Annotated in this window: 27 protein-coding genes and 1 riboswitch; of the genes, 4 read left to right on the top strand and 23 right to left on the bottom strand. The window is 39.8% G+C overall.

Annotated features, from left to right (window positions below):
* Positions 1–27 precede the first annotated feature (27 nt).
* From thiH to BIZ36_RS07425, 11 genes are all read right to left on the bottom strand, one after another.
* Positions 28–1,137 (bottom strand): 2-iminoacetate synthase ThiH, encoded by a 1,110-nt coding sequence (gene thiH / locus BIZ36_RS07475; RefSeq protein WP_187457263.1) that lies wholly within the window; start codon positions 1,135–1,137, stop codon positions 28–30.
* A 3-nt stretch (positions 1,138–1,140) separates the two neighbouring features.
* On the bottom strand, positions 1,141–1,914 hold the full coding sequence (locus BIZ36_RS07470; RefSeq protein WP_187457262.1) for a thiazole synthase: 774 nt from the start codon (positions 1,912–1,914) through the stop codon (positions 1,141–1,143).
* Between the two features lie 5 nt (positions 1,915–1,919).
* Positions 1,920–2,570: a thiamine phosphate synthase gene (gene thiE / locus BIZ36_RS07465; RefSeq protein WP_187457261.1), complete on the bottom strand. Its 651-nt coding sequence runs from the start codon at positions 2,568–2,570 to the stop codon at positions 1,920–1,922.
* A gap of 9 nt (positions 2,571–2,579) precedes the next feature.
* Complete coding sequence (locus BIZ36_RS07460; protein ID WP_187457260.1) at positions 2,580–3,197, bottom strand: thiamine phosphate synthase; 618 nt, start codon at positions 3,195–3,197, stop codon at positions 2,580–2,582.
* Positions 3,198–3,207: 10 nt separating this feature from the next.
* Complete coding sequence (thiC, locus tag BIZ36_RS07455) at positions 3,208–5,067, bottom strand: phosphomethylpyrimidine synthase ThiC (RefSeq protein ID WP_187457259.1); 1,860 nt, start codon at positions 5,065–5,067, stop codon at positions 3,208–3,210.
* Between the two features lie 52 nt (positions 5,068–5,119).
* Positions 5,120–5,323: a sulfur carrier protein ThiS gene (gene thiS, locus BIZ36_RS07450; protein ID WP_222937301.1), complete on the bottom strand. Its 204-nt coding sequence runs from the start codon at positions 5,321–5,323 to the stop codon at positions 5,120–5,122.
* Positions 5,324–5,432: 109 nt separating this feature from the next.
* A riboswitch (TPP riboswitch) is annotated at positions 5,433–5,526 on the bottom strand.
* Between the two features lie 79 nt (positions 5,527–5,605).
* Positions 5,606–6,067, bottom strand: coding sequence for a cold-shock protein (locus BIZ36_RS07445; RefSeq protein WP_187457258.1), 462 nt, complete (start codon positions 6,065–6,067; stop codon positions 5,606–5,608).
* Positions 6,068–6,178: 111 nt separating this feature from the next.
* On the bottom strand, positions 6,179–6,370 hold the full coding sequence (locus BIZ36_RS07440) for a cold-shock protein (protein WP_187457257.1): 192 nt from the start codon (positions 6,368–6,370) through the stop codon (positions 6,179–6,181).
* A 112-nt stretch (positions 6,371–6,482) separates the two neighbouring features.
* The gene (locus tag BIZ36_RS07435) at positions 6,483–6,935 is read right to left on the bottom strand and encodes a ferritin-like domain-containing protein (protein ID WP_187457256.1); all 453 of its coding nucleotides are present in this window, start codon (positions 6,933–6,935) and stop codon (positions 6,483–6,485) included.
* Positions 6,936–7,157: 222 nt separating this feature from the next.
* Entirely contained in the window at positions 7,158–7,991 is an 834-nt protein-coding gene (locus tag BIZ36_RS07430; RefSeq protein WP_187457255.1) for a DUF4437 domain-containing protein, read from the bottom strand.
* 5 nt (positions 7,992–7,996) lie between these two features.
* Positions 7,997–8,671 carry an NAD(P)H-dependent oxidoreductase gene (locus BIZ36_RS07425; RefSeq protein WP_187457254.1) on the bottom strand — a complete coding sequence of 225 codons (675 nt, stop codon included), beginning with the start codon at positions 8,669–8,671 and terminating at the stop codon, positions 7,997–7,999.
* Positions 8,672–8,829: 158 nt separating this feature from the next.
* On the opposite strand from BIZ36_RS07425, the gene BIZ36_RS07420 reads away from it, so the two are divergent.
* The gene (locus BIZ36_RS07420) at positions 8,830–9,726 is read left to right on the top strand and encodes an AraC family transcriptional regulator (protein WP_187457253.1); all 897 of its coding nucleotides are present in this window, start codon (positions 8,830–8,832) and stop codon (positions 9,724–9,726) included.
* Between the two features lie 14 nt (positions 9,727–9,740).
* On the opposite strand, the gene BIZ36_RS07415 is transcribed toward BIZ36_RS07420, so the two are convergent.
* The 4 genes from BIZ36_RS07415 to BIZ36_RS07400 all read right to left on the bottom strand — a co-directional run bounded on the left by BIZ36_RS07415 (position 9,741) and on the right by BIZ36_RS07400 (position 14,497).
* The gene (locus tag BIZ36_RS07415; protein WP_187457252.1) at positions 9,741–10,586 is read right to left on the bottom strand and encodes an MORN repeat-containing protein; all 846 of its coding nucleotides are present in this window, start codon (positions 10,584–10,586) and stop codon (positions 9,741–9,743) included.
* Between the two features lie 32 nt (positions 10,587–10,618).
* Positions 10,619–11,452 (bottom strand): DUF2490 domain-containing protein, encoded by an 834-nt coding sequence (locus BIZ36_RS07410; protein ID WP_187457251.1) that lies wholly within the window; start codon positions 11,450–11,452, stop codon positions 10,619–10,621.
* A complete protein-coding gene (locus BIZ36_RS07405; protein WP_187457250.1) occupies positions 11,445–13,391 on the bottom strand; it encodes a hypothetical protein in 1,947 nt (648 codons plus the stop codon). The genes BIZ36_RS07410 and BIZ36_RS07405 overlap by 8 nt, the downstream gene beginning before the upstream one ends.
* A gap of 200 nt (positions 13,392–13,591) precedes the next feature.
* Positions 13,592–14,497 (bottom strand): AraC family transcriptional regulator, encoded by a 906-nt coding sequence (locus tag BIZ36_RS07400; RefSeq protein ID WP_187457249.1) that lies wholly within the window; start codon positions 14,495–14,497, stop codon positions 13,592–13,594.
* Between the two features lie 199 nt (positions 14,498–14,696).
* Here BIZ36_RS07400 and BIZ36_RS07395 point away from each other — a divergent pair, with 199 nt between their 5' ends.
* On the top strand, positions 14,697–16,220 hold the full coding sequence (locus tag BIZ36_RS07395; RefSeq protein WP_187457248.1) for an aldehyde dehydrogenase family protein: 1,524 nt from the start codon (positions 14,697–14,699) through the stop codon (positions 16,218–16,220).
* Between the two features lies 1 nt (position 16,221).
* Positions 16,222–16,584, top strand: coding sequence for a DUF779 domain-containing protein (locus BIZ36_RS07390; RefSeq protein WP_187457247.1), 363 nt, complete (start codon positions 16,222–16,224; stop codon positions 16,582–16,584).
* Between the two features lie 94 nt (positions 16,585–16,678).
* Here BIZ36_RS07390 and BIZ36_RS07385 read toward each other — a convergent pair whose 3' ends face one another.
* The 5 genes from BIZ36_RS07385 to BIZ36_RS07365 all read right to left on the bottom strand — a co-directional run bounded on the left by BIZ36_RS07385 (position 16,679) and on the right by BIZ36_RS07365 (position 21,349).
* The gene (locus BIZ36_RS07385) at positions 16,679–17,359 is read right to left on the bottom strand and encodes a metal-dependent hydrolase (protein ID WP_187457246.1); all 681 of its coding nucleotides are present in this window, start codon (positions 17,357–17,359) and stop codon (positions 16,679–16,681) included.
* A gap of 109 nt (positions 17,360–17,468) precedes the next feature.
* A complete protein-coding gene (locus tag BIZ36_RS07380; RefSeq protein ID WP_187457245.1) occupies positions 17,469–18,866 on the bottom strand; it encodes an NAD-dependent succinate-semialdehyde dehydrogenase in 1,398 nt (465 codons plus the stop codon).
* Between the two features lie 10 nt (positions 18,867–18,876).
* On the bottom strand, positions 18,877–19,995 hold the full coding sequence (locus tag BIZ36_RS07375; protein WP_187457244.1) for an alkene reductase: 1,119 nt from the start codon (positions 19,993–19,995) through the stop codon (positions 18,877–18,879).
* A gap of 94 nt (positions 19,996–20,089) precedes the next feature.
* Positions 20,090–20,656, bottom strand: coding sequence for a DUF4251 domain-containing protein (locus BIZ36_RS07370; RefSeq protein WP_187457243.1), 567 nt, complete (start codon positions 20,654–20,656; stop codon positions 20,090–20,092).
* 66 nt (positions 20,657–20,722) lie between these two features.
* Positions 20,723–21,349, bottom strand: a complete 627-nt coding sequence (locus BIZ36_RS07365; protein WP_187457242.1) for an SDR family oxidoreductase — start codon at positions 21,347–21,349, stop codon at positions 20,723–20,725.
* 161 nt (positions 21,350–21,510) lie between these two features.
* Between BIZ36_RS07365 and BIZ36_RS07360 the strand changes: the two genes are divergently transcribed.
* Positions 21,511–22,248, top strand: a complete 738-nt coding sequence (locus tag BIZ36_RS07360; RefSeq protein WP_187457241.1) for a phytanoyl-CoA dioxygenase family protein — start codon at positions 21,511–21,513, stop codon at positions 22,246–22,248.
* On the opposite strand, the gene BIZ36_RS07355 is transcribed toward BIZ36_RS07360, so the two are convergent.
* From BIZ36_RS07355 to BIZ36_RS07345, 3 genes are read right to left on the bottom strand one after another with little or no spacing between them, the layout of a single operon-like run.
* On the bottom strand, positions 22,245–24,104 hold the full coding sequence (locus BIZ36_RS07355) for a heparinase II/III domain-containing protein (protein ID WP_187457240.1): 1,860 nt from the start codon (positions 24,102–24,104) through the stop codon (positions 22,245–22,247). The genes BIZ36_RS07360 and BIZ36_RS07355 overlap by 4 nt on opposite strands.
* A gap of 11 nt (positions 24,105–24,115) precedes the next feature.
* Positions 24,116–24,862: a 3-keto-disaccharide hydrolase gene (locus BIZ36_RS07350; protein WP_187457239.1), complete on the bottom strand. Its 747-nt coding sequence runs from the start codon at positions 24,860–24,862 to the stop codon at positions 24,116–24,118.
* Positions 24,863–24,881: 19 nt separating this feature from the next.
* Positions 24,882–26,186, bottom strand: coding sequence for a Gfo/Idh/MocA family protein (locus BIZ36_RS07345; RefSeq protein ID WP_187457238.1), 1,305 nt, complete (start codon positions 26,184–26,186; stop codon positions 24,882–24,884).
* Positions 26,187–26,332 lie beyond the last annotated feature (146 nt).

Raw genomic sequence — 26,332 nt, 5'->3', positions numbered from 1 at the left:
AAAGCGATTATTGATTAACGGAATCACTTACTTCTGAAATGCCTCCCAATCCTTAAAAACGGGTTCATAGCCTTGCTTCCTTATGACATCGGCTATGGTTTGGGTGGGCCGTTCATCGGAAATTTCAAATTGTTCCAATGATTGTGGCGCTACACTATACCCCCCGGGATTGGTCTTACTTTCCGCGGAAATGCTCGTAATGCCCAGTTTGATGATGTTGTTTCGGAAATTTTCACTTTCACGCGTGCTCATCGAAAGTTCTACATCTTCATCTAGAAGTCGGTATGCACAAATAAGCTGCACCAAATCGGCATCGGTCATTTCCAATTTGGGTTGTACCTCTCCTTGATGGGGGCGCAACCTGGGGAAGGAAATGCTGTATTTGGTTTTCCAATAGGTTTTTTGCAAGTATTTAAGATGGAGTGCGGTGTAGAAACTATCCACTCTCCAATCTTCCAATCCGTAGAGCGCCCCAATCCCAATCTTATGTATCCCGGCCTTTCCCAATCGGTCAGGCGTATCCAACCGATAATTGAAATTCGATTTTTTTCCCTTGGGGTGGTGCATTTTATAGGTGGCCTCATGATACGTTTCTTGATACACCAGTACGGCATACAATCCGGCATTGGCCAATAATTCGTATTCTTCTTGGTCCAACGGCTGCACTTCCATGGAAATATTGGAAAAATAAGGTTTCAATAGCTCAATCGCATTTTTAATATAGGAAACCCCAACCTTTTTACTCGCCTCTCCGGTCACCAACAGCACATGGTCGTAGCCTAGCTTTTTAATATGTTCCGCTTCTTGAATAATTTCTTGATCAGTAAGGGTTTTTCTGGGGATTTTATTGGTCATGCTAAATCCACAGTAAGTACAGATATTCTGGCACTCATTGGACAGATAGAGTGGGAGATACATCTGGATGGTATTGCCAAAACGCTTTTTAGTGAGCTCGTGACTTCGTTGGGCCATTTCCTCCAAAAAAAGGGCAGCCGCGGGAGAAATCAACGCTTTAAAATCCTGTAGGTCGATTTTCTCTTTCCTTAAAACGGCCGTCACCTCTTGCTCTGTAATTTCATAGATACTCTTTTGAAGGCTGTCCCAAGAATATGTGTCGAAAGTATTTCTAAAAGACATTTATTAGGAGTTTAAAAAGGAGGTTAATGGACTGCTGGCCTCGGCATGCTTTCTTTGGGGAGCCAATTTTGCCTGGTAGGCCATTCTACCGGATTCCACAGCCATTTTAAAGGCTTTTGCCATTTCTACTGGATTTTGTGTAACCGCGATGGCGGTGTTCACCAAAACGGCGTCGGCCCCCAATTCCATGGCATGTGCCGCATGTGATGGAGCGCCAATACCGGCATCAACGACGACCGGTACGTTGCTCTGTTCAATGATGATTTCAAGAAAATCTGAAGTTTTAAGTCCCTTGTTACTACCAATGGGCGCACCCAATGGCATGACGCATTGAACGCCTACTTCTTCCAAGCGTTTGCAAAGCACGGGATCCGCATGGATATAAGGCATGACCACAAATCCTAGTTTTACCAACTCTTCTGCTGCCGCCAAGGTTTCTATGGGATCCGGTAATAAATACTTGGGGTCGGGATGTATTTCAAGCTTTACCCAATTGGTTTGAAGGGCTTCACGGGCCAATTGAGCTGCAAATATTGCCTCTTTTGCCGTACGAACGCCTGAGGTGTTGGGCAGTAGATGCAGGTTTGGGGCGCTTAGGTGTACCAGCATATCATCTGCTTGGTTGCTTACTTCTACCCTTTTGAGGGCAACTGTCACCAATTCACTTTCTGATGCAAGTACCGCTTCTTTCATGGTCTGTACACTCGAAAATTTTCCGGTGCCGGTGAATAATCGGGAGTGAAAGGTTTTGTCGGCTATGTGTAAAAAATCGTTCATCTAATTTAATTTTTTGGGGCATTCCAGACCTGTTCCTGAACTTTGGAACCTTTTAATAATCGATGGAAATGCTGAATTTTTGAAAAGTCTTTGGTAATCTCTCCGGAAACGGCCAAACCATATACTCCGGTTTTCAGGATTTCCGGGGCATCCTCTAGGGTAATTCCGCCTATGGCAATTATCGGTACTTTTCCGTTTATTTCCTTAACTATTCCTTGGTATCCCTTGAGCGGAATAATGGGACTCAAGTTCTTTTTTGTTGTCGTGAAGCTAAAAGGCCCCAATCCAATATAATCCACTTGTTTTTTTTGTAATAGTTGACAGTCTTCCAGGGTATTGGCCGTGCCGCCAATGGTAAATGCGTTTCCTAGGAATTCTCGGACCATTGCCGGGTCTGCATCGGTTTGACCCAGATGTACACCATCTGCTTTCACTTCTTTGGCAATTTTATAATAATCGTTGATGATCAACCGGGTCTGAAAATAGGCCGTAATTGCTCTTGCTTCATGTGCTGTCTTTAAAACGGATTCTTCGGATGCATTTTTGATACGAAGCTGAACCAATTCCGCACCATAGGTACATGCTTTTTGAATGTTCTGCAAATGCTTTTCGGGGGTGTTTCCTTGGGAAATATAATGGAGTTTGGGTAAAGGCATTTATTATAATTAAAAGTGTTGTTGCATTTCCTTGAAATCGGCTATGGGAGATGAACTTTTCCAAATTCCTCCCATTAAGGCCGCTCCGGAATAACCTAATTTTTGTAGCTGACCAATGTTCGATTTATCGATACCACCAAGACCGATGACCTTCTTGGGGATAGAGTTTACGTCGAACTGCTTTCCGGTGTAATTTTCCTTTGAGATGGAAGTAAATACCGGACTCAAAAATTGATAATCGAAAGTCATTGGGCACTTTTTTATTTCCAATATTCCATGAAATGAAGTACTCATTGTTCTGATTTTATCTATTTGACAATCAATTTTTTCTGATGATTTAGTTAACTTCAAGTTTAAGTCTAGTTTTGAATTTTTGATTAGTTGATTCCGCGTACGCTCCGGAAAATGGATTCCTCTTAAATCATACTTTTCAAGTAGTTCATAATGTTCATGAACCACTATCCTATTCCTAAATTTTTCATCTAGTTGCGAAAGGTATTTTTCATAGTCTCCCCTACTTCTTTTCGGTTTCCGAAGGTGGAAGAACTGCAAACCTTCCTCGAAAAGTTGGTGAAGTATCTGCAGCTCATTCGGTAGATCGTTTTCAGGAGAAATAAGTACAATCATACCTACGTAATTAAAGGTACACTTCTGAACCTTTGTCCCTAAATTCCTTTGATTTCTCTTCCATCCCCTTTTCAACAACCGTTTCTTCATTCACCTTGTTTTTAGCTGCGAAATCCCTCACCTCCTGCGATATTTTCATGGAACAGAATTTGGGTCCGCACATGGAACAGAAATGGGCAATTTTAGCTCCGTCCGCTGGTAAAGTTTCATCATGGTATTCCCTCGCCAATTCTGGATCCAGTCCCAAATTAAATTGGTCCTCCCATCGAAACTCGAAACGGGCCTTGCTCAAAGCATTGTCCCGATGTTGCGCACCAGGGTGACCCTTGGCCAAATCCGCGGCATGGGCTGCCAATTTATAGGTAACCACTCCTGTTCGCACGTCTTCTTTATTGGGCAAGCCCAAATGTTCCTTGGGTGTTACATAACATAACATGGCACAGCCATACCAGCCGATCATGGCGGCACCTATTCCCGAAGTAATATGATCATAACCGGGAGCAATGTCCGTAGTCAAAGGTCCCAGTGTGTAAAAAGGCGCTTCATCGCATACTTCTATTTGCTTGTCCATATTTTCTTTGATCATGTGCATGGGTACGTGACCGGGCCCTTCAATAAAGCATTGCACCTCGTGCCTTCTTGCAATTTGGGTAAGCTCTCCCAAGGTTTCCAGTTCGGCAAATTGAGCTTCGTCATTGGCATCGGCTACCGAACCGGGCCGTAGGCCATCCCCAAGCGAAAAGGAAACATCATATTGTTTCATAATTTCGCATATTTCCTCAAAATGGGTGTAAATGAAATTTTCTTTATGGTGTGCCAAACACCATTTCGCCATAATGGAACCACCTCGGGACACAATACCCGTTACCCGTTTGGCCGTCATAGGCACATAGCGTAAAAGTACTCCTGCGTGAAGCGTAAAATAATCAACGCCCTGCTCTGCTTGTTCGATCAGGGTATCTTTAAAAAGTTCCCAAGTAAGGTCTTCGGCCACTCCGTTTACCTTCTCCAAAGCTTGATAAATTGGCACGGTACCTACGGGAACGGGGGAATTTCTTATAATCCATTCCCTGGTTTCATGTATATTTTTTCCCGTGGATAGGTCCATAATATTATCCGCCCCCCACCTACAGGCCCAAACCGCTTTTTCCACCTCTTCTTCAATAGAGGATGTGGTGGCGGAGTTTCCAATATTCGCATTGATTTTCACCAAGAAATTCCGACCCAAAATCATTGGTTCTGCCTCTGGGTGGTTAATGTTGGAAGGAATTACAGCACGACCACGTGCGACTTCCTCTCGAACAAATTCCGGGGTGATTTTTGATGGAATGGCAGCTCCAAAACTTTCGCCTTTGTGTTGTTGGGCTATTTCGGTCATTTCATCAATGCGCTGGTTTTCACGAATGGCGATGTACTCCATTTCCGGGGTGATAATTCCCTTTTTGGCGTAATGAAGCTGGGTCACGTTTTTGCCTTTTTTGGCTCGTAATGGCTTTTTTAAGTGGGCAAAACGCATATGATCTAACTCGGAATCGTTCAAGCGCTGATTACAGAATTCTGAGGTAAAACTGTCCAATTGTTCCACATCGTCCCGTTCCAATATCCATGGAAGTTTGAGGTGTTCCAATCCTTTATGAACATCTATTTCTTGGTTGGGGTCCGTATAAGGCCCCGAAGTATCATATACGGTTACCGGTTCATTGGGTACCAGCTTACCGGTAAGGGAATCTTTGGTGTCGCTCAAGCTTATTTCGCGCATGGCCACTTTGACCTGTGGATGCAGTTTGCCTTGAACATATATTTTTTTGGAGTTAGGGAATGGTTTTCTAGAGATGACATCTTTTTTAGGTGCTGTATCTTTACTTTTCATTTTTATAGTATTGGGATTGGAAAACGTGTTCAATTAATTAGTGTTCAGAGTATCACCCACCCTGAACCGCTTGAATGACCAATAGGTGGTCATTGTTTTTAAGTAATTGGGAAGACCATTCGGATTTCGGAATTATTTGCTCGTTGATGGCAACGGCCACGCCGGAAGAAGGCGTTTGTGAATTTTCCAAAACTTGTTGAAGGCTCGTATTTTCAGCCACCACCAACTTCTGTTGGTTCATTGTTATCGTTATCATACAGTATAAATTTTGCTGTAACGATAAGGGCTTGAAAATATCTTTGAACTAAAAGCGATCGTTGGAAAGTAAGATCACTTAAATGAAAAGGTCGTAAACACCCATTACAGAATGTTTTTCAACTTTTCCCTTCGGCGGTACTAACCGCATCAGGTTCAAAGGGTATGTCTCAGTTCCAAACAGGAACACCCCTAAAGTTTACGTTACAAATGTAGCAACTTTGTTTAAAATAGTAAGAAGAATTTAGTTTTCTTCTCTTATAAGGCTCTATTTAGTGTGAAATTACTCCGCCCGGTTGACCCGGACAGCGTTCATGCCTCGTTGTCCTTTTTCCAATTCAAAAGTAACTTTTTCGTTTTCGTTCATTTCAGCGGATTGCACTTGGCTGATATGACAGAAATATTTCTCGTTATTCTCAGAATCGATTATAAACCCAAATCCTTTGGAATGGTCAAAGAAAGATACTTTCCCATTTCTAATGGGGTCAAATTTATCTTCGTCCGTTTCCTCTTTTTTAGGAATTCCCAACACTATTTCCGAAGCATCAATTTCCTCTTCTTCCGTTTTCTCGGGAGGGGTATCCGTAAGATTGCCAAATTTATCAACATAGGCAAAAGGAATGCCTCCGTCTCCTTCTTTGGCTTCGGCTTTTCTGGCCTCTTTCTTTTTTAGCTTTTCTTCACGCTTCTTAAGCCGTTTTTTTTCTTTCTCTCTTTTATTATAAGTCTGTTGCGATTTTGCCATATATATAATTAAGTCTATAATGTAGGATAAATTATTGCAAACTCCGAATTTGTTGCAATAAAAAAGCCTATCCAATACGGATAGGCTTAAAGATATTATAGAAAATACTGATTATACGACTTTTACGTTTACAGCATTCAAACCTTTTTTACCTTTCTCTAAATTAAATTCAACTTGGTCACCTTCGCGAACCTCGTCAATCAATCCAGAAACGTGTACAAAATGATCTTCATTTACTCCTTCTTCAGTTATGAATCCATAACCTTTAGAATCATTGAAGAATTTTACAGTTCCTTTACTCATTTTACTTTTAAATTAATTATTAAGTGGCAAAGGTGATGTTAATAATTGAATAAACAACCTTTTATTTAATATATTTTTGGTTATTATTATTTAGTAGGAACTAGTGTCGATTTTATCTAAAATCTTCCAAGATGTCGGAGGTTTCCAAATCGTTCTGTATTGTGCTTTTTTGCTCGCGCAAAATCTCTCTTACCCTTGCTGGAACCATAGCTTCGGCCAACACTTTGTCATATTCTTTCAGGGCACTCTTATCACCTCTTACCGCTTCTTCCAACATGGCTTCATCTTTGTCCCCAGAAAAAAAGGCTTTTACATCCATCCATGATCTGTGGGCAGCTCCAGAAGTAGTCCCTTCAATTTTTTCATTTCCCAATTTTAATTCGGGTACGGCATTTTTTAGTTGCTTTAAAAATTGCTTTCTATTTTCAATTCGGCCTAAGAAATAACTCTTGGTACTAGTTTCTTTAGAGTTTTCAGCGGCTTTCTCAAATCCTTTGATAGCATCCTCATTTTTATCTACTACTTCCTGTAAGCTTTGTTCAATACTTTTTACATCTGCATTCATTCTATTCTCTGGTATTAAATTTATAATTCGTTTGCAGCAAATTACTTTATGGAATAGAAAGCGATGAATGCAATAGCAGAAATGATTGACGAGAATTAAAGGCTTGGGAATTTTAGGGAAATCATTTGTGTTTGAGCGCAACTTTTGTGTTAGCAACATAAGCTGTGGAAATTTAGTTAGTTTGATATTTCCATTGGTTACTATCACGACAACATTTTAGGTTTACCTCACTTCAAAATTCCCGTTAGAACGGACGTAAATTACCGTTTCAACATCGGTACTTATATAAGGTGATGCGTTTTCTTCTGCACCAAAATAAGAACCGGCTTCCAATTCATTTTTAGCATCCTTTTTAGAAAATTGATGGGTTATTTTACCTGAAATCACCACCGCTCTAAAGTTTGGACTTAAATTTTTAATACTACCTTTAAAGTCAGCTGGTAATTTTAATAGTGTTGCTCGTAACTGATTGGCATCATGACTTCCCCATAAAAAAGCGGTTTCTACATTACTCCTTTCTGAAACCCACTCCATATCCTTGGCATGTAACCAAACTAAGTTGGATTCATCTATATTAATTGGACGCTCTCCAATATCAAAAGCCTCTTCGGTAGGTTGTACCAAATACGGACCTTCTTGAATATCTAAAAAAGCCATATTTTCTTCCCCGTCGGCAGCGGTTACGTGTCCTTCACCAGCAGGCTGCTGCCAATAGCTCCCTGCGGGCAACCACATTTCTTCAGCTTTTGGGTCATCATTATGCAATAATCCCTTAATTACCACTGCCCGATAGGTAATATTGTGAATATGGGGTGGTGAGGAAAAACCTTTATTAAATTTTACCAAAAAACCAGAAGGTTCATTCTTGGTACGGTCTCCCCATAATTGCCCTGCAGCCGGACTTTTATCGCCTCTGGCAGGATTTAACCATCCCCAATCTATTTGGTCTTGGGTTACTACTTCGTTTTTACTTTTTGCGTTGTCTGTTGTGGATGTTTGTGCAGTATTTGTTATTGTTGCTGCTAATGCAAAAACACCTAAAATTATTTTTTTCATTTTTTCTATTTCCATGTTATTATATCTACCTTCTCCCTTCTAACTTTCGGGTGTTCAGGGTCTGCCTTTCTGTATCCAAAGGCGGCCATAAAGGCTAAACCATACTTATCGGTATCAATACCAAATTTTTCTTTCAGTAAGGGTTCAATTTCCGTTTGGTGAAACCCTTCTATTGGACAACTGTCTATACCTACTAAAGCAGCAGATGTCATCATATTAGCCAAGGCGATGTAGGTTTGTTTGGTAGACCAGTCAAATAATTTTTTATCGGTATCCAAGTTAAAATCGCGCTCCTGAAATTCTCTATAGAACTTGGAATACATGGCTACTATATCTTCCGGAAATTGCTTCACTTTACGCATCATATCATCTATATACTCCGCATCGTGTTTTACCATGGGGGCTTTCATGGCCAATCCTAATACAAAATGGCTTGCCGTATCTAATTTTAAAGGGGCTCCCCACGCAAAAAGTTTCAAAGATTCGCGTAAATCTTTGTCTTGCACTACTACAAAATGCCAAGGTTCAAAACCAAATGAACTGGGAGATAAATGTGCGGTTTCCAAAATAAACTCAAAATCTGCATCCGGTATTTTTTTAGTTGCATCAAACTCTTTGGTGGCATGACGAAAATTAAATGCCTGGACAATATCTTCTTTTGCTATTTGTGTTGTTTCCATTAGATAGATAATTTTTAATTTGGAACAAAGGTACATGTACCTAAGTGGGTTTGGTAGGTATGAAAAATGGTATTTTATGTACTTTTAAAGGTTTTAGTCTTCTATAATATGCTGCTATAACAATAATTGATTTATTTTTGAGGTAAATTTCAAGTAAAATGAATGTTATTCATGCTTATAAACCATTTGAAATACAAGAATTGACATTGTCCGAATGGAAACAAAGACCAGTGAAGAATAATTTTTTTGAGCTGGTGTGGGTCCGGAATGGAACAGGAACACAATGCATTAATTATAATGAACAAGCCTATTCTAAGGGGGATATTTTTCTACACCCACCCTTAAAATGTCATTCTTTTACCGTGGAAGAGCCTACAACCTTTGTCTTTCTCAAGTTTTCCGATTCCTTTTTTAAGCAAGTTGGTGGGAGCTCTATAGATAGAAATGCTTGGTTTGATGAGGCTTCTTACATTCTTTCCAATTACAATCAATTGCCCGGGAGTGTTATTCAGTCTGAAATTGATAGGCAACACATGGAACGTCTAATAGATATAATCCTCCAGGAGGCCAGGAATCAGACAGAAACCATTAATGGACTTATCACCAGCTTAATGACCGGCATTTTGGAACTATTGATGCGCAATATTAAAAAGACTATCTATTTTGAATCCATCAAAGACCAAACGGATGACCGGATTGTAAGGATGCTTCAATATTTGAACGAACATATTGGAGAGCCCGATCAATTAAAGGTAGAGATTTTGGCGGACCTCTTTTCTATGTCGCCCACCTACGTGAGCGAATACTTTAGAAAACAGGTGAATATGTCCCTTAGGGAATATATTATTAAGGCAAAATTAAAATTGGTAGAAATTAGGCTATTACATAGCGATAAAACACTTACGGAAATTGCAGATGAATTAGGTTTTACAGATGTTAGTCACCTATCCAAGACCTTTAAAAAATATGTTGGAATTTCTATTAGGGATTTCAAAAAAGAGGGGGAATACCGCATGCTAACGCGAAATGTTTGCACCGCTGCGGCCACCGCATAAATAGGTTTGCTATTTTACTTATCGTTGATTTCAACAAGTTTATCCTCGCTCCATTCCCCACCGGCAACTAAATCCCCATCGGCATCAAAGAATTGACCGTTTCCACTGCGTTTGTCCTCTTTCCATTGACCGGTGTATTTTTCTCCATTTGGCCAATAATAAGTACCGAAACCGCTACGCTTATCGTTTTGATAGGTACCTACATAATATTCGCCATCAGGCCAATAAAAAGTACCCTCTCCCTGTCTTTCATTGTCTTTCCACTCTCCTTCGTACCTACTTCCACTGTCCAAAACGGCAATTCCAAAACCGTTGGCCTTTCCGTTTTTTACTTGGCCTACATAATGCATGAAATTTCCTTTTTTACTTTTGAATTTTAGGTATTCACCATACGCCTTGTTCTGGAACTGACTCTTTAATCTAGCTAATTGAACACGGGTCTTTTCCAAAGTAAAGTTGATGGAATCATATCTACGGAGTTCTTCGGATGAAGTCAATTGCTGATTGGGCAGACTGTCCAATGCAGCTTTAAGGGAATCTTCTTTTCTTGAAGGGCTTCTTTGTACCTTGGCAAGTTTTTCAGCTAATGCAATTCGTAAAGGGATTCTCATTTTGTTCTCCTTTTCGGCATTCAGGTTTTCGGAATAGGACTTTATAGCGGTATCATAATCGCCTTCAAGAAGAATTGAATCCAATTGAGCTAATTTCTCATATTCCATAAGTTTGGAAACGGCAACTTCCTGTTGTTCCTTCGAGTCTTGCAATAGCTTGTTAAGACTGTTGGATTTTGTGAAAAAGTAAACGGAACAAGCAGTTGTTACGGCCAATGCCAAGAAAAAAATTGGGTATTTTAGTTTCATAGGTATGGTAATGTTTCGTTCTTAGATACGTGTTAATCATCTAAATGGACGTCGGGAAGCTTGTTTTTAACCCTTCTAAAGTCCGGCGAATAGTACATATGAAAACGCATGGTCCACGATTGTTTGTAATATCCCCCGTTCGCCAAATCCTGACCTTGGGAGTACATTAAACCTGCAGCAAAAGTTAGTCTTGGCGTAGCAATATATCCCAAAGTGGTAGTTAAACGTAAGTCTTCCATGGGGCTATCTACCACCGCTTTACCACTTTGCATAATCAGTTCTGCCTCCGGGGAAACATAAATGGTATGTGGCTTAAGTTTGTGGCTGTTCAATGGTACTTTGGCGCGGAACATATAACGCCACCTGTTTCTAAAGATATATTTACTGTTTTCCTCAAAACCCTGTGTCCACCGGTGTTCAATACGGATTCTGTGGTAAATCATGGCTGTGTATAGCGGTTGTGCAAATTGGTATTGGTGCCAAATACGCCATTCCGGTACTACATTCCTATCTTCAGAATCCTCATCCGTATTAAAATTAATACGTACAACCCCACCGAGACTAAAATTGGTCTTCTTTGAGTAAATGTACCCTATGGCGTGACGGTTATATATTTGCCCTACTTGGCCAATAAAGGGCGTGTTTTCCGTTTCCTGAAATCTAAAATGTGTTTGCGCATCCCAGAAAAAGCGCTTTCCAATCCTAATGTTTCCATAGGTATTGAACCAAACTTTGGTAGTTGGGTCCTTGTATTTGGAATATGGAGGTAATTCTACTTTTTCTTCGTCTTCCTGCGCCCATAAGTTACCAACGGCAAGGCAAATAAGACATACGGACCAAATGCTACTGCGTATCTTACTATTCATGCGTTGAATCTTTGGAGGTTACTTCCTGTTGTAATAATTGAATGATTTTTAGCGGGTCCTTTTCGCGCTTTAATTTTCTTTCTAGTTTTTTAGTGTTTCCTGCCCTTAAAATTTCCATTCTATGGTTAACAACTTCAATTTGGTACACCAATTCTTCCGCATTCGTACATTGGATTTTTTCAGCACTTTTTATAAAAAAGGGAATAAGTTCATTTTTATAGGCCGAAGTAATTCTTTTTTTCACATCTTCCTCCATCACCGTAGCCATAAAGGGATTCCAAACTGCATCTTGATATAATCTTTCTATATCTTCCCTGGTTGATGGTAGGGCGATCAACTTGTCCGAAAACATGTGAAGTGTACCCATACAAGCCTTTAGGTCATTACCAAAAGCCAATTTTTCTTCTGCGTTGCCAAGTGCAGCATATTCGGCTAGAGAATCATCGGCCAATTTCTTTATATGTTTGAGCGATGGAAGGTATTTTTTTGGAAGACTGTCCCTACTTGCGTCAATTTTACTAACGAGGCTATCATTTAGTTGAATGAGGTCTTCCTCCAGCCCGTTCAACGCTTGTAACCTTGCCTCATTGGTAAGTTTATCTGAAAGGGAACTTTTAATTTCCGTTAAGCTTTGTTTTGAAAACGCTGCTAATTGCTGAAGCGTTTCGGTAGTAGGCTCATTAAAATTAAATGAGCAAGCATTGGTGGGTTCAAATGTTCTTGTAGTATTGAGACTATCTACGCTTACCGTTATTTCTTTTGTAGGTATTCCCTCTTTCCATAAGGAGGCGAGCAGTTGTTCCGTAGGTATATTGCCTACAATTCCCTGCTTGTACATTTTGTTCACTTTCCCCAGCGGCTTTAAATACTGGGAGTTGATTCTTTCTGTCACCTTAAACTTGTAAAGGGCATCCGCATCAGAACGTTTAATGATATTAAGATGACTGTTTTTAAGAAGTTCATCAGCAATTTCTTTGGCAACCTCATAATCTTTCTGCATTTGGGCCAGATGCCCTTGTTGAACGGAATCCAAAGGGTAGTGAGGTACTTTTGCAAGAATTCCCGGGGCTAGATTGGCTTCACCCAATTCATTGAGAAGATGGTTCATTTTTTTGTAATACCCCGCATTTTCCCTAATCAGGGCTCCTATTCCCGTTTGCAATCTTTTAACATGTTCTTCTGGAATGGTGACCTTAAGCACCTCTATAAATGATGCATCTAAGGGAATGGTTTTAAGTACCCCCTTATTTTCAAATACCGGAATTTCATTAGTATTTCCTTCAGATGAAAAAATAATTGTTTTTAGTACGCCTTCCTCAAAAATCCAACGTTCTGTATTCTCAATTTCCTGAGATTCATACGACTCCCATTCATCGTGCGCCAGACCGTTTCTTAAGGTTCTACCTACCAAGGCGGTTGCCTTGTTTTCCATCTGAAAACTTTGTTGGGGAGTGCCCTTTTTAAAGTTGATGTTGCTTTTGAACAAGGTCTGTTCTATTTCTGAATCCTTTATAACATCAATTCGGTATTCCCAAGGGCCATCTGGCACTCCACTTAGCAAGGTGCCACTACCCTGCTCTTGGGTACCACTGATCAGCACCCGGTATTCATAGCCAACCAAGGTACTTTCACTATTGGATTTAAACTTACCGAACTGAAACTGCCAAGGTCCGTTGGCCTTGTTCTGTTCAAAGGCTCCCGAAAAATTAAAGGAAGTATCAGCTTCGTTCAAAAGTGCTCCTAGATTGGTGCTGGTAAGTTCAAAAGGGCCATGGTAAATGGTATCCTGTTCGTTAGTAATGTATTCAAAGGTGGCTTGGCCTTCGTACTCACCTAAGGTAAAGGGACCTAGAAATTGTTCCTTTTCCTGAGCATATAAAATACAACCTAAGAAGAGCAACAAAAAAATGGGTGAAAGCCGTTTTGGAAAATAATTCATCCGGCAAGGGGTATATGATGTTTTGTCTTTGCTTTAAAATACGCAAATCAGTCCCTTATGGATTTCTAAATCACTGTTTTTATGATATCAGGAAGGCTTTTGAATGAAATTTGAGGATTTGTTAGGGGATGTAATATTTTGATACTAAGTTAGAAATCTAGCAGATGACTTTTGTGAGAAAAGTTGAATTGTTGACGTACTTAATCCTTAAATCGTTGCTGGTATTGACTGGGGCTGGTTCCCTTGATCCGTTTGAACATTCTATTAAAATAGGAACGATTTTTAAATCCGCAGGATAGAAATACGTCCGTTAGGTTCATTTCATCATTGCTTAAGAGTTCGCTTGCCTTGGCAATACGTTCTTGATTGATAAAATCTACAGGTGATTGTCCCATTTCCTGTTTGAACTTTTTATAAAAGTTACTTTGGCTCATATACACCTTGTCACTAAGCTCTTTAACTGTTAAGGATTGAACTAGATTTTGTTTGATATATTCAACAATGTAAGCAAAGCGATTATGGCCTGACAATTCCTTGGAATTGTTTGCATAGGTCTTTCTTGTATTTGCCTGTAAGATTCTAATGATCAACTCCTGTAACATATTGGAAACAAAAAAGTCCTTGGAAGGGTGTTTTTCTGCATACAGATAGACAATTCTTTGAATTATTTTATGAAGACCGGGGTCGTTGGTGAAATGAAAATTATAGTCCAGCAAATCCCATTCGTCCCCTTCTATCTTGCCCATTTGTTCATTCATCAATTGCGCTACCCTTTGAATGCGGTCCTCCCCTATCTCCAAAGCCAAGCACCGGGTAGGGGATTTTTTAGTAGAATCGGGAAAATCTATGGACATAAGTTCATCTGCCGGTAAAATAAGGGATTCACCCGGGAGAAAATCAAAGGACTGCATATCCTTTAAATGCATGATTTTCTTTCCCTCCAACATACTTGCCAAAACCGGAGACCCAAATTTTAACTGTACCAGTTCTGCTTTTTCATGTGTTTCAAAGATATGAATCGCAGAGTCCTTTAACTCATAGGTGGTTTTATTTTCTACCACATCAACAAGTTTCCTGGTGGCATAAAATGACTTAGGTAATTCCATAGGTTAAATATTTCTAAATCAACATAATCGAGTGATATTTTTTGTAATTTAATGAAATTGGTTGCTTCAATTTACGAAATTCATAAATTTTGATAGGATAGTTCATTTGATTGATAGAATTGTACTATCAAAACCTACTTGAATCCTAGTAACTTGGAGCTCAGTTATTTATTAATTCATCAACTTAAATTTACAGAATATGAGCGACGTAAGCACTATTAAGAAAGAAGAACTGGTAAAACCTAGTTTTAAGAGCAAGTATGACAATTTTATAGGTGGCAAATGGGTAGCCCCTGTAAAAGGGCAGTATTTTGATAATGTTTCTCCGGTGGACGGAAACAGTTTTACCAAGGTGGCCCGTTCTACGGAAGAGGATATAAACCTTGCTGTAGATGCCGCATGGAAAGCGGCTCCTGCCTGGAACAACAGTTCTGCAACGGAACGAAGCAATGCATTATTAAAAATAGCCGATGTCATTGAAAAGAATTTAGAAAACTTGGCCCGAGCAGAAACATGGGATAACGGAAAAGCCCTTAGGGAAACACTTGCGGCGGATTTACCCTTGGCAGTGGACCACTTTAGATATTTTGCAGGGGTCATTCGCGCAGAGGAAGGCAGTGTTAGCGAATTGGATTCCACCACCATTTCAATGAACGTAAAAGAGCCCTTGGGCGTGGTAGGGCAGATAATTCCTTGGAATTTTCCACTTCTAATGGCTACTTGGAAAATTGCTCCTGCTCTTGCGGCCGGTAATTGCGTGGTTTTAAAGCCCGCAGAGCAAACTCCGGTGGGGATTATGTTATTGATGGAACTTATTGATGGTATCCTACCGGATGGGGTATTGAACGTAGTCAATGGTTTTGGTGTAGAAGCAGGGAAGCCATTGGCCTCCAATCCTAGAATAAACAAGGTGGCATTTACGGGAGAAACTACTACCGGGCAGCTAATTATGCAATATGCTTCTAAGAATATTGTTCCGGTAACTTTGGAGTTAGGCGGTAAGAGCCCTAATATTTTCTTTGAAAGTATTATGGATGCCGATGATGATTTCTTTGATAAATGTCTGGAAGGTGCGGTCATGTTCGCTTTAAATCAAGGGGAAGTTTGCACATGTCCCTCAAGAATCTTAATTCAAGAGAGCATTTATGATCAATTTATAGAAAGAGTGATTGAGAGGGTGAAAGCCATTAAAATGGGACATCCCTTGGACACAACCACTATGATGGGTGCACAAGCCTCCAACGACCAGTACGAAAAAATCCTTAACTACATTTCTATAGGTAAGGAAGAAGGTTGTGAGGTATTGGCAGGTGGTGAAGCTGCGTACAATGAAGGACTCGAAGGTGGTTTTTATATTCAGCCTACCCTTTTAAAAGGAAATAATAAGATGCGAGTATTTCAAGAAGAAATTTTTGGGCCTGTAGCTTGTGTAACTACTTTTAAAGATGAAGCCGAGGCATTGGAAATTGCCAATGACACACTTTACGGACTAGGTGCTGGTGTCTGGACGAGGGATACCCACCAAGCCTATCAAATTTCAAGACAGGTAAAAGCCGGACGTGTTTGGGTCAATTGCTACCACTTATATCCTGCCCACGCACCGTTTGGAGGATATAAAAAATCTGGAATTGGTCGTGAAAACCACAAAATGATGTTGGACCACTACAGACAGACTAAGAACATGCTTATCTCACATGATAAGAATGCATTAGGATTCTTTTAATATGGTAGAAAGGGTACTAATAACAGAGGCCGCGAAAAAGGTGGTTGATCAGTTAAAGGAACAACATGGGGAACTCATGTTTCACCAAAGTGGTGGATGTTGTGATGGGTCCTCCCCCATGTGTTACCCAAAAGGAGAGCTTATGCTTGATTCGAGCGATGTGCTTCTAGGGGAAATCCATGGCTGCGATTTTCATATGAGCAGAGATCAATTTGAGTATTGGAAACATACCCAATTGACCGTAGATGTGGTTACAGGTAGAGGTTCCAGTTTTTCCCTTGAAATTCCTTTAGGTTTACGATTTGTCATCAAATCTAGGATTTTTAAGGAAGAAGAACTGACTCAACTTGAAGCGGTGTCTTGATCACCATTAGAATACTGTTAGTTGATTGTTTGTAAAAACAGTTGCAAAAAAGGTCCGGGATTTTTTCCGGACCTTTCGCTTTTTAATAAATTCTTTAAATGGATATGGACTCGCCCACATCTAGTAATATCAATTCCTTCTGGGCCTTGGAGAAGGTGTCCTTAGCTGAAGCTTTATCGACCTTGGTGAAAGGAAAAACATCGTAATGTACTCCTAGAACTCTATCACATTCTACAAAATTGCTGGCGTGTATTGCGTCATCAATTCCCATAGTTACCACATCTCCAATAGGTAGAATCGCCAAGTCTATTTTTTTATAAAGGGGAATAAGTTTCATATCCACAGTTAGAGCGGTATCCCCTGAAATATAAATGCTCTTGCCATTTGCCGTTATAACAAAACCTCCAGGGTTGCCACCATAGCTTCCATCAGGAAAACTGCTCGTATGAATAGCATTTACGTATTTGACTTCACCAAAATCAAATGTTCTAATGCCGCCGTGGTTCATAGGCATGGCATTTAAGTCCTTTGAGGCATAATGGCTATAAATTTCAAAGTTACTTACTATAGTGGCACCTGTGTTTTTTGCAATGGCTTCGGCATCTAAGGTGTGGTCAAAATGGGCATGGGTCAAGAATATAAAATCGGCCTTAAGACTATTGATGTCTATTTTGTCTTTAGAAAGTTCGTTTTCAGTGATAAAAGGATCCACTATGATATGGGTTTCCCCTATTTCAATTGCTAATGTATTTTGACCGTAATGTGTTATTTTCATTTTACTTAATTTAATGTTTTAAGGAATTTAATACCGCTTTTAAATTACAAAGGTTCTGAGAAAAAGAAATCTTCTTCCCAAAACCTTTTTTAAAAACTTGTTATAGTAATTACATCTTTACTTTCATCACGGATTTTGCATTTACAAATTCTCGAATCCCGAATCCGCCGTGTTCCCTACCGTAACCGGATTCTTTTACGCCACCAAATGGCATGTTGGGCTGTGCCAATCCAAAGGAATTGATAAAGACCATTCCCGTGTCGAAATACTTTTTAGCCATTTCAAAGGCTTTTTCCTCATTCTTGGAAAAGATGCCTCCGCCCAAGCCGTATTTGCTGTCATTGGCAATTTTTAGGGCATCGTGATTATTTTTCGCTTTAATCAAGGATGCCACCGGACCAAAAAGTTCATCGTCATAAGCTGGCTGACCAGGTTCAATATTTTCCAAAATGGTTGCAGGATAAAAGAATCCTTTTTTTTCTGGAATAGTACCTCCCAACAAAACAGTCGCTCCTTTCTCAACACTTTCAATTACTTGATCGTGTAGTTTATCCCGTAAATCCTTTCTTGCCATGGGCCCAAAATCTGTAGACTCATCGGTCGGGTCTCCCATTTTTACATCCCTCATTGCTTTTATGAAGGCCTTTTTAAAATCATCGTAACGTTCTTCGACCACTATAAATCGTTTGGCCGCTACACAGGTTTCCCCATTGTTATAAATCCTGCCGGTTACACATGCTTGTACCGCCAACTCTAAATCTGCATCGTCAAAAACAATATAAGCATCATTACTTCCAAGCTCCAACACCGTTTTTTTAAGAACTGCGGCAGCCTTTTCTGCAACGATTTTACCTGCTTTAGGGCTACCTGTAAGCGTTACGCCCCTTACCAAATCATTTTTGATAATTTCATCGGATTGTTCATGGTCAATGATCAATACGCTAAAAAGATTTTTAGGCAAGCCAGCTTCCTCATAAATTTTTTGAAGCAGTAGGGCAGAACCTGTAACATTTTCTGCATGTTTTAGCAAAACCCCATTTCCGGCCATTAGGTTAGCAATTGAATAACGCACAGCTTGATATGCAGGAAAGTTCCATGGCTGTATACCATAAATAACCCCAGTAGGTGAATAACTGATGACTCCCTTGCCCCCTTCCGGCAAATCTCTTTCTTCATCCTTTAAAATTTCCTGACCTTTTTGAGCCGTATATTCGCAAGTAGCAATACACAAGTCTATTTCCTGTGCTCCCTGTTTGCGTGTTTTTCCCATTTCATCGGTCATTAAGCGAACAAATTCATCTTTGTGTTCTCCTAACTTGGTACCAATATTTTTGATGATATTCGCTCGATGTTCCAAGGATTGCAATCTCCAATCCCTGAATGCCGCGTGGCAATTCTCCACGACCTTTTCAGCTTCCAACATCGTCATATATTCGTACTCTTTTATTTCATCTTCTGTAGATGGGTTTATCAAAGTAAAACCGTTCACTAGTGTATCTGTGCTCATATTTTGTGTATTATTTATTTGGAATTAGCTCCCTGGTTTTTGCTTCATAATCTAAATAGCCTTCCTTTCCGGGAGTATAAAAGGTATCTTCGTTCCATGGACTTGTCTCTACATTTTCTCTAAATCTACCAACCAAGTCCGGATTGGAAATATATAGTTTACCGAAAGCAACTAAATCGGCATCACCGGACTCCACTACCCTATTGGCCTTTTCTTGGTCGAATCCTGCATTGATCATAAGTGTGCCATTATACATTGGTCTATAGCGTTTAGCAATCTCAGTTTCGGCGTATTCAATATCTGATACGTCATTAAAAGGTTCCGACAAGTGTATATAAGCCAATTGATAGTCAGAACTAAGCTTTTGAATTATATAGTCGAAAGTAGGTATGGTCTCCTCATCCATGGTCATTCCAAAAATATTATGGAGTGACGGATTGAACCTTGCCCCAACTTTACTCTGGGGTATTTCATTGATTATTGCATCCAACACTTCAAAGAAAAAACGGGCCCTATTTTCAATGGAACCCCCATATTCATCCGTTCTTATATTACAGGTTTTATTAAAAAATTGATGAAAAAGGTATCCGTTGGAAGAGTGTATTTCCACTCCATCAAAACCTGCTTCTATCGCATTAATTGCCGCTTGTACAAATTCATTTTGCGTCTCTTTGATTTCTTCAATGGACATTTCTTTTGGAGTCACGGTCTGTTTGTTGCCCTCAGGGGTAAAAACTTCTGCTTCCGGATTAATAGCAGATGGTGCCAAGGGTAAATCCCCGTTGTGAAAATCTGGATGGGATATTCTACCTACGTGCCATAATTGTGCAAAAATTCTACCTCCGGCACGATGAACAGATTTTGTTACCTTTTTCCAACCATTTACTTGTTCTCGACTATGTATTCCCGGCGTATTGATGTATCCTATACCTCTTTTAGATACCTGAAGACCTTCTGTAATGATCAAGCCTGCAGTAGCCCTTTGGGTATAATATGGTGCATGTAAATCTTCGGTTGGGGCGTTGTGCTCGTTGTTTGCCCGGCTACGGGTCATTGGGGCCATCACTACTCTATTTGGTAGTTTTAATTCGCCCATTAAATAATCATTCAATATAACTTGCTCTTTCATAGTATTTTATTTTAAGAACAAGTTAGCCGAAGTATGTAAGAAGAAAAGCCTCTAAAAGGAAGGTTTTTGACGTTATTGTAATTGTATACAAGCGCTATTTTTCCAATGCAGCTACATTGCCTTGGTAATCAATGTTAAATCGTTGATTGCTCATAACCTGAACCGTTGTTCTTAAATTGGGAAATAAACGAACGGTTACTTGATACGTCTCTGATTTGTTTCGGATGTCAAAATTATAGGTGTGAACTCCTTTTGAGTCATCCTTTTCATATTCCCAATCTTTAGCCACGTCCTTAAATTCAATGCCTCCATCATTATTGTTATAGCCTCCACCCATTTGGCGCTCCCCAAAATAGGATAAGTTGGCAATGGCACTATCCCCTTTAATTTCTAGTTGATTATTTCCACCGGATAAATAAATTTGGCTAGGGGAACTGCCCGGAGGGAATAATCCCGCATTTGCAAGGCTTTGCATACTATTTGTCATCATGGGCATTGCTCTATCAAGAGTTATCACAAAACGTTTTTCTGCAATCAAACTATCCAAAAGCTGTGCACTTCTAGATTCTTGGGCAATAGTCGATTTTGAGGGAGTACAACTGAAACAAAGAAATGATAGTAAAACTCCTAAAAAGCTTAAAAAATATGGTATCCGAAGCATACTATTAAGATACAAATAAAAAATCCACCAGTTTAAAAGCTGGTGGATTATAACTATTGAAATTTATTATAGTTGATCCAAGGCTTCCCCAATGAGTACTCCGCCTGATATAATTTCAAATACGGCATCATTGGCAGTGTCATCATGAAGTGCACGTACCAAAGTCTGTGCAACATCTTCTCTTGGGATTTCACCTCTACTTTCAAGAATCTCGGCTAATTTTATCTTACCGTTACCTGTATCATTATTTAAGGTTCCCGGCCTAACGATGGCATATTTCAAGCCACTATCCTTTAAGTATTCATCTGCATTATGCTTGGCTTTAAGGTAATCAACCAGTTGATCCGACTTTTCGGGATGTTCTGCTCCAATGGAACTCAACATCACAAATTTTTTCACTTCATTTGTTTTTGAGGCGTCAATTAATCTTTTGGCACCTTCTTGGTCAACCGCCTTTAAATTTTTACCCTTGGATCCTGCTGCAAAAATTACCTTGTCCATACCCTTTGTTGCGTGAGTAAGGTCATTTTCAAGGTCTGCCACTACCGATGTGACCCCCTTACTCTTAAATCTTTCTGCTTGTTCCTGATTTCTCACCATGGCTATTGGTGTAAAATATTGGGATTCTTTTAATAAACTTATTATTTTTTGTCCTGTGGTACCGTGAGCACCAGCTACTAGTACTTTTTCCATTATCTTTTAATATTTATTATTTACAAAGCTAAGCCGAGATAAATGGCTTCAATGCCACAGAAAAAATAAATCTTAACGGATGCGAAAGATTTTTTGCCAGATGATGATTTTATTTGATAATTTATACCAATAGCTTATCTTCCTATAAAAAATTCAAACCAATGCTGACCAGTGAAGAGATTGATTTCCTAGAAAAAAACGGTTATTTGAATTTGGGACCATTGTTAACCCCAGAGGAAGTAATAGCCGTCAATAATAGAATTACTGAATTATTGACCGACGAAGGTGAAAATGCAGGAAGTGAATTAGCCGATTCCAAATACATTCGACACCCGAAGGAAGAAGGAGCCGATAGACTGGCCGATTTGGTAAACAAAGGAGAAGTATTTGATGTATTTTATACGCACCCTAAAGTTTTAGCCGCTATGGAGGCCGTTCTGGGACATAAATACAAACTTTCTTCGTTAAATTACCGAGCCGCTAAACCTGGAAAGGGGCTTCAAAAATTGCATGTTGATTTTAAAAATGCCGTAGCTGATGGCGGATATAAGGTTTGTAATTCCATTTGGCTTTTGGATGACTTCACAAATTTTAACGGTGCTACAAGAATTGTTCCCGGAACCCATAAACACAGCCAATTACCAGATGAGGTTATGGAAAACCCATTTGATACTCATCCTGAAGAATTGATTATCAATGCCCCTGCGGGTTCTGTGGTAATTTTTAACTCTCATGTATGGCATGGGGGAACTACCAATACAACTGACAAGGATAGGAGGAGCATTCATAGTTACTTCTGTGCCTCCGATCAACCGCAACAGGTAGACCAGAGTAGGTATTTGACTCAAGAAACAAAAACTAGAATTACTAAAAGGGCGTTAGAGATATTGAATGTTTAAAACTGTTCTTTTCTTAGTCTCACCTTAATATTCAGCTGATTTCCATCGGCCATATATGCCGGAATTCTGAGCTCTAATCTTTTAAGACCCTCAATTTTTCTGTCCACAGTTAGCGGTGGAGGATCAAGATTAATAACAGAAAATTTTATTTCAGGGTGATTCAAGTTTTCAACTTTTAAGCTTTTGCCATGTTGATGAAGGATAAGACCGGAATCTGTAAAGATAACATCAGCAGTGGTCATCATTTGCCAAGTTACTAATTCGGTTCTAGCATTAGTTATAATTATGTCTTCAATTAGCAATGACGTATCCGTTTCTTTGGTAAACTTTCTATGTGCTTCATAAACCAAGTTTCCAAAAGCAGGTGTTAAATCAATGGTTACCTTAGGGTTATTACCTGACTGAAAATCAATTATTACTGATTTTCCATCAACTTGATGCAATTGATTGTTGATAGTCAGGGTACTATGCCCGAAATTGTTCTTGGTAAGTAGCGTCCATCGTTCACATTCTTGACATTTATCCCATAATTTAAACCCGATTTTTTCCAGTTCATGGTAGTTTTGGTTTCCTGGGTCAATGGACCAACGAACACCGTCAAGTTCAAAAATAAAGGAGCCGGCGTCCATATTTCCGTGACTGGTACTTCCTTTTCCAGCTTTGGCTCCTAAATAAAACTGATTGGGATCGGAATTCTGTGTTTTGACTATAAAAATGGGGTTTTCGCCATCACCCTTGAAAGTAAGGGGAGGCTCTTGGTTATTTTTATTTTTGAATTGTGATATCCAAACTAGAGCCACTCCTGCCAATCTATCAAGTTTACCCATTTCTTTTGCTGGAAGCAAAAAGCGTTCTTTTTCAAAAAAAGACACATTTTCCATCTTTTGGGCAAACCAGGCCAACGTAATATCTCCCTTTTTACTTCTTTCATCCCCGCAATCTGCAAAATTATAATACATTCCTGAGGGTGCGTTGCACATGGTTCTATAGATGGCACTCTTCATTAGAGGTTTGTATTGGGAGATACCAAAATCGGTATGAAAGGCACTTTCCAGCATAGCTGCCGTAGTAACCGTAAACGAGGTGCCGTAAGACCAATAGGTGGATCCTTCCGGGTAAACCCCATCAGGTCCATAAGAGTGAAGAGCCTCTGGAATACTATCCAAAGCCCTTTTTAAGGTCTTCGTCGCTAACTCTGGATTATCTTTTGCAGTTGCAATGGCAGCGGCCACCATACCCCCGTGGCAAACTTGATTCCAGTTATTTTCCCCACCAATCCACCAATGTTTACCTGCAAAACTAGGTTCCAATCCTTTTTCTATCAAAGCTTTCTTTGCCAGTTCTAACGTAGTTTTTGGCAAGGCTTCTCCGGCCCAATCCACTGCAAGTGCTACTGCTAAAGACATTTCCGCGACATCTAGAAAGTGAGAAGGGTTCCAATCAGAAAATCCGCAAACGGCCAACAATTCTTCATTTATCCTTAACAAAGCTCTTTCATCGTTTTCCATACGGTAGACCATTGCCAACATATTTATTCGGTAGAGCATTTCCCTTGAAACATGAAGCAAGCGCCTTCCTTCCATTTCCCTAACCAGAGTGGGGGTTTCATATATGGATAAAGCATTTAGTTTTATAGCCTCATAGAGATTAGCCACCACAGGGTCATTTTGTAATTTCCTTTTGAGACGTTTTTCAATTTCCGGGTTTAAAACAAGTCGGGGACCTTTTGTTGCCAGCTTTTTTTGTAAATAGGCATTAGAGATGGGGTTTTTAAGTTTAGACTCCTTTATCTCTTGTGGTTGAGCTAAGCTATTAAAAGTCAGGAGGCATAATAGTAAGGATAAAAATTTGGTCATGCTAGCAGGAATTAATTCTGAATCATTTTGGCTGTTTGCTCGGCAGAAGTAACACCGGAAGGCAATTCAATTATTTTAAAATTTCTAAAGTGAATTTCCGCTCCTTCAGATTCTAGGCATAAATACCCTTTTTTGATAGTACTTTTGCTGATACCATTGACCACCTTTCCATTTACGGCAAGTTTTATGGTTCCGTCAACGCAGATAACGTGATAGGTATTCCATATACCTTTGCCTTTAGCTCTGTTTTCTATGGATTTACTTCTTTCACCTCGAGGGTTATCTGGATCTGTTTTCACCCCACCAACGCCAAAAAGTTCACCGTGTACATAGGCAATGGGAGGTTTTTTACCATCTCTGAGGTTGAGATTGACCCAATCTAATTCCAACATTTGTACCTCTACCCCGCCGGGAAGTCTAGATTTGGGGTCAGGTTTGGCATCGCTCCAAACAAAAACCCCTGAATTTCCGCCGGCTTCCATATGCTTCCATTCTACATACATTATAAAATTTTCATATTGTTTTTCAGAGCGCATGACCCCGATGGGTTGACCTGAACAAACCAGCATATCGCCCTCTAATCGCCAAGTATCCGCTTTGGTATTAACATTTATCCATTTGATATTTTGAGCATCGGTCTTTTCTGAAGAAATAAGTCCGTCAAAAGTGGTTTCATTACCAAATTCGATTTGGTTTTCTTGTGCATGAACGCAAAGGATTCCACTGTATAAAACAATGGTGATTAGGTGTAGTTTCAATTTGGTAGTGGTTATTGGGTTAAAGAACTTTAGTTTTTCCCGGAACGGCAATGGAAGGGCTGGGCCATTTCAAATTCCAGTCATAGGCATCGTTATCAGGTCCCAAGCTAATATTTGAACTAAGGGCTTCATCCCAACTTATATCTTTCCCGGAATAGGCCGCCATTCGTGCCCAAATTGCCAACATGCTACTATGGGCCATTTGTTCTCCATGATTGATGGTTTCTCCTTTGTGGATGGCATGAAAGAGTTCGTCATGTTGGGTTTGGTACATATTATTCTCTTCTTCATTGTATGCCCAATTTTCCTCTCCCCTTATTTCATATTTCCTTCCTGGATGAATTTCTGCGATGCCTCGGGTACCAAATACATCTACACTGTTTCTGGTATCGGTATCTGCTTGTTGTCTGGTGAAATGATAACCTTTTGCTCCGTTCGGATAGGTAAATTCAACTGAAAAATGGTCATATATGTTACCATATTTGGGGTCGGTTCTTTTTTGTCTGCCTCCAGTTCCCACAGCAGAAACAGGTATAACATCACCCATGGCCCATGACATTAAATCTAAGCTATGCACGGCCTGTTCTACAATAAAATCACCCGACAACCAATTGTAGTAGTACCAATTTCTCATTTGGTAAGTCATGTCTGTCCAATTAGGTTGACGTTCCTTGTACCAGAGCTCTCCACCGTATCTAAATGTTGTAACGGACCTTATATTGCCAATAGCACCCGTATTTATTTTGTCAAAAATGGCGCGGTTACCCCAGCCAAAGCGGTAGGTAAAGCCGGCGACCACATTGAGGTTTTTTGCTTTTGCCTTTTTAGCACTTTCCAAAATACTTCGCACGCCCGGCGCATCTACCGCCATGGGTTTTTCACAAAAAACATGTTTTCCCGCTTCTATAGCTGCCTTAAATTGTGCAGGGCGAAAAGCTGGAGGCGTTGTTAAAATGATCACATCTACATCTGAAGCTAGAACTTTTTGGTAAGCATCAAAACCGATGAACTTATTCTTCTTCTCAACCTTAACCTGATTAGAAGAAATTTTGAGTAACTCTGAATAAGAGGATTCCAACCGATCTTCAAAGACATCGGCCATTGCAGTAAGCTTTATATCCTTGCCTGCACTCATTGCTTGGGCTGCGGCACCAGTACCTCTTCCGCCACATCCGATGAGCCCAACTTTTAAATGATTTGAAGATGTATTAAAAGTGTTCGTATACGCATATGAAGCAGGGTGAATTAAAGATGTTCCAGCTACCGCATAGCTTGATTTCTTGACAAATTCCCTCCTATTATAGGAAGTTTTTTTAATTTTCATATGATGGTCGTTTGATTAAATTTTTGTTAATCGATTAAAGCCACCAAAAAACATACCCCTAGTTGAATATTTTGTTTCAACAAAGGAATTGCGATCAAAAAAAAAGTATTTCCAGTGGATGTAAAATCAATCACATTCACTAAAAA

Origin of the sequence: Cytophaga sp. FL35, assembly GCF_014349235.1 — a bacterium.
Classification (GTDB): Bacteria; Bacteroidota; Bacteroidia; order Flavobacteriales; family Flavobacteriaceae; genus Euzebyella.
This window is presented reverse-complemented; position numbering and strand designations above follow the sequence as displayed.

Excerpts from the sequence above, each read along its gene's own strand:
- BIZ36_RS07390 (WP_187457247.1), top strand. The coding sequence starts at position 16,222 with ATGGTAGAAAGGGTACTAATAACAGAGGCCGCGAAAAAGGTGGTTGAT.
- BIZ36_RS07425 (WP_187457254.1), bottom strand. The coding sequence starts at position 8,671 with ATGGAAACAACACAAATAGCAAAAGAAGATATTGTCCAGGCATTTAAT.
- BIZ36_RS07410 (WP_187457251.1), bottom strand. The coding sequence starts at position 11,452 with ATGAATAGTAAGATACGCAGTAGCATTTGGTCCGTATGTCTTATTTGC.
- thiS (WP_222937301.1), bottom strand. The coding sequence starts at position 5,323 with ATGATAACGATAACAATGAACCAACAGAAGTTGGTGGTGGCTGAAAAT.
- BIZ36_RS07365 (WP_187457242.1), bottom strand. The coding sequence starts at position 21,349 with ATGGAAAAAGTACTAGTAGCTGGTGCTCACGGTACCACAGGACAAAAA.
- BIZ36_RS07385 (WP_187457246.1), bottom strand. The coding sequence starts at position 17,359 with ATGAAAATAACACATTACGGTCAAAATACATTAGCAATTGAAATAGGG.
- thiE (WP_187457261.1), bottom strand. The coding sequence starts at position 2,570 with ATGCCTTTACCCAAACTCCATTATATTTCCCAAGGAAACACCCCCGAA.
- BIZ36_RS07430 (WP_187457255.1), bottom strand. The coding sequence starts at position 7,991 with ATGAAAAAAATAATTTTAGGTGTTTTTGCATTAGCAGCAACAATAACA.
- BIZ36_RS07470 (WP_187457262.1), bottom strand. The coding sequence starts at position 1,914 with ATGAACGATTTTTTACACATAGCCGACAAAACCTTTCACTCCCGATTA.
- BIZ36_RS07460 (WP_187457260.1), bottom strand. The coding sequence starts at position 3,197 with ATGATTGTACTTATTTCTCCTGAAAACGATCTACCGAATGAGCTGCAG.
- BIZ36_RS07415 (WP_187457252.1), bottom strand. The coding sequence starts at position 10,586 with ATGAAACTAAAATACCCAATTTTTTTCTTGGCATTGGCCGTAACAACT.
- BIZ36_RS07400 (WP_187457249.1), bottom strand. The coding sequence starts at position 14,497 with ATGGAATTACCTAAGTCATTTTATGCCACCAGGAAACTTGTTGATGTG.
- BIZ36_RS07445 (WP_187457258.1), bottom strand. The coding sequence starts at position 6,067 with ATGGCAAAATCGCAACAGACTTATAATAAAAGAGAGAAAGAAAAAAAA.
- thiC (WP_187457259.1), bottom strand. The coding sequence starts at position 5,067 with ATGAAAAGTAAAGATACAGCACCTAAAAAAGATGTCATCTCTAGAAAA.
- BIZ36_RS07355 (WP_187457240.1), bottom strand. The coding sequence starts at position 24,104 with ATGACCAAATTTTTATCCTTACTATTATGCCTCCTGACTTTTAATAGC.
- BIZ36_RS07435 (WP_187457256.1), bottom strand. The coding sequence starts at position 6,935 with ATGAATGCAGATGTAAAAAGTATTGAACAAAGCTTACAGGAAGTAGTA.
- BIZ36_RS07440 (WP_187457257.1), bottom strand. The coding sequence starts at position 6,370 with ATGAGTAAAGGAACTGTAAAATTCTTCAATGATTCTAAAGGTTATGGA.
- BIZ36_RS07370 (WP_187457243.1), bottom strand. The coding sequence starts at position 20,656 with ATGCTTCGGATACCATATTTTTTAAGCTTTTTAGGAGTTTTACTATCA.
- BIZ36_RS07360 (WP_187457241.1), top strand. The coding sequence starts at position 21,511 with ATGCTGACCAGTGAAGAGATTGATTTCCTAGAAAAAAACGGTTATTTG.
- BIZ36_RS07380 (WP_187457245.1), bottom strand. The coding sequence starts at position 18,866 with ATGAGCACAGATACACTAGTGAACGGTTTTACTTTGATAAACCCATCT.
- BIZ36_RS07395 (WP_187457248.1), top strand. The coding sequence starts at position 14,697 with ATGAGCGACGTAAGCACTATTAAGAAAGAAGAACTGGTAAAACCTAGT.
- BIZ36_RS07345 (WP_187457238.1), bottom strand. The coding sequence starts at position 26,186 with ATGAAAATTAAAAAAACTTCCTATAATAGGAGGGAATTTGTCAAGAAA.
- BIZ36_RS07405 (WP_187457250.1), bottom strand. The coding sequence starts at position 13,391 with ATGAATTATTTTCCAAAACGGCTTTCACCCATTTTTTTGTTGCTCTTC.
- thiH (WP_187457263.1), bottom strand. The coding sequence starts at position 1,137 with ATGTCTTTTAGAAATACTTTCGACACATATTCTTGGGACAGCCTTCAA.
- BIZ36_RS07420 (WP_187457253.1), top strand. The coding sequence starts at position 8,830 with ATGAATGTTATTCATGCTTATAAACCATTTGAAATACAAGAATTGACA.
- BIZ36_RS07375 (WP_187457244.1), bottom strand. The coding sequence starts at position 19,995 with ATGAAAGAGCAAGTTATATTGAATGATTATTTAATGGGCGAATTAAAA.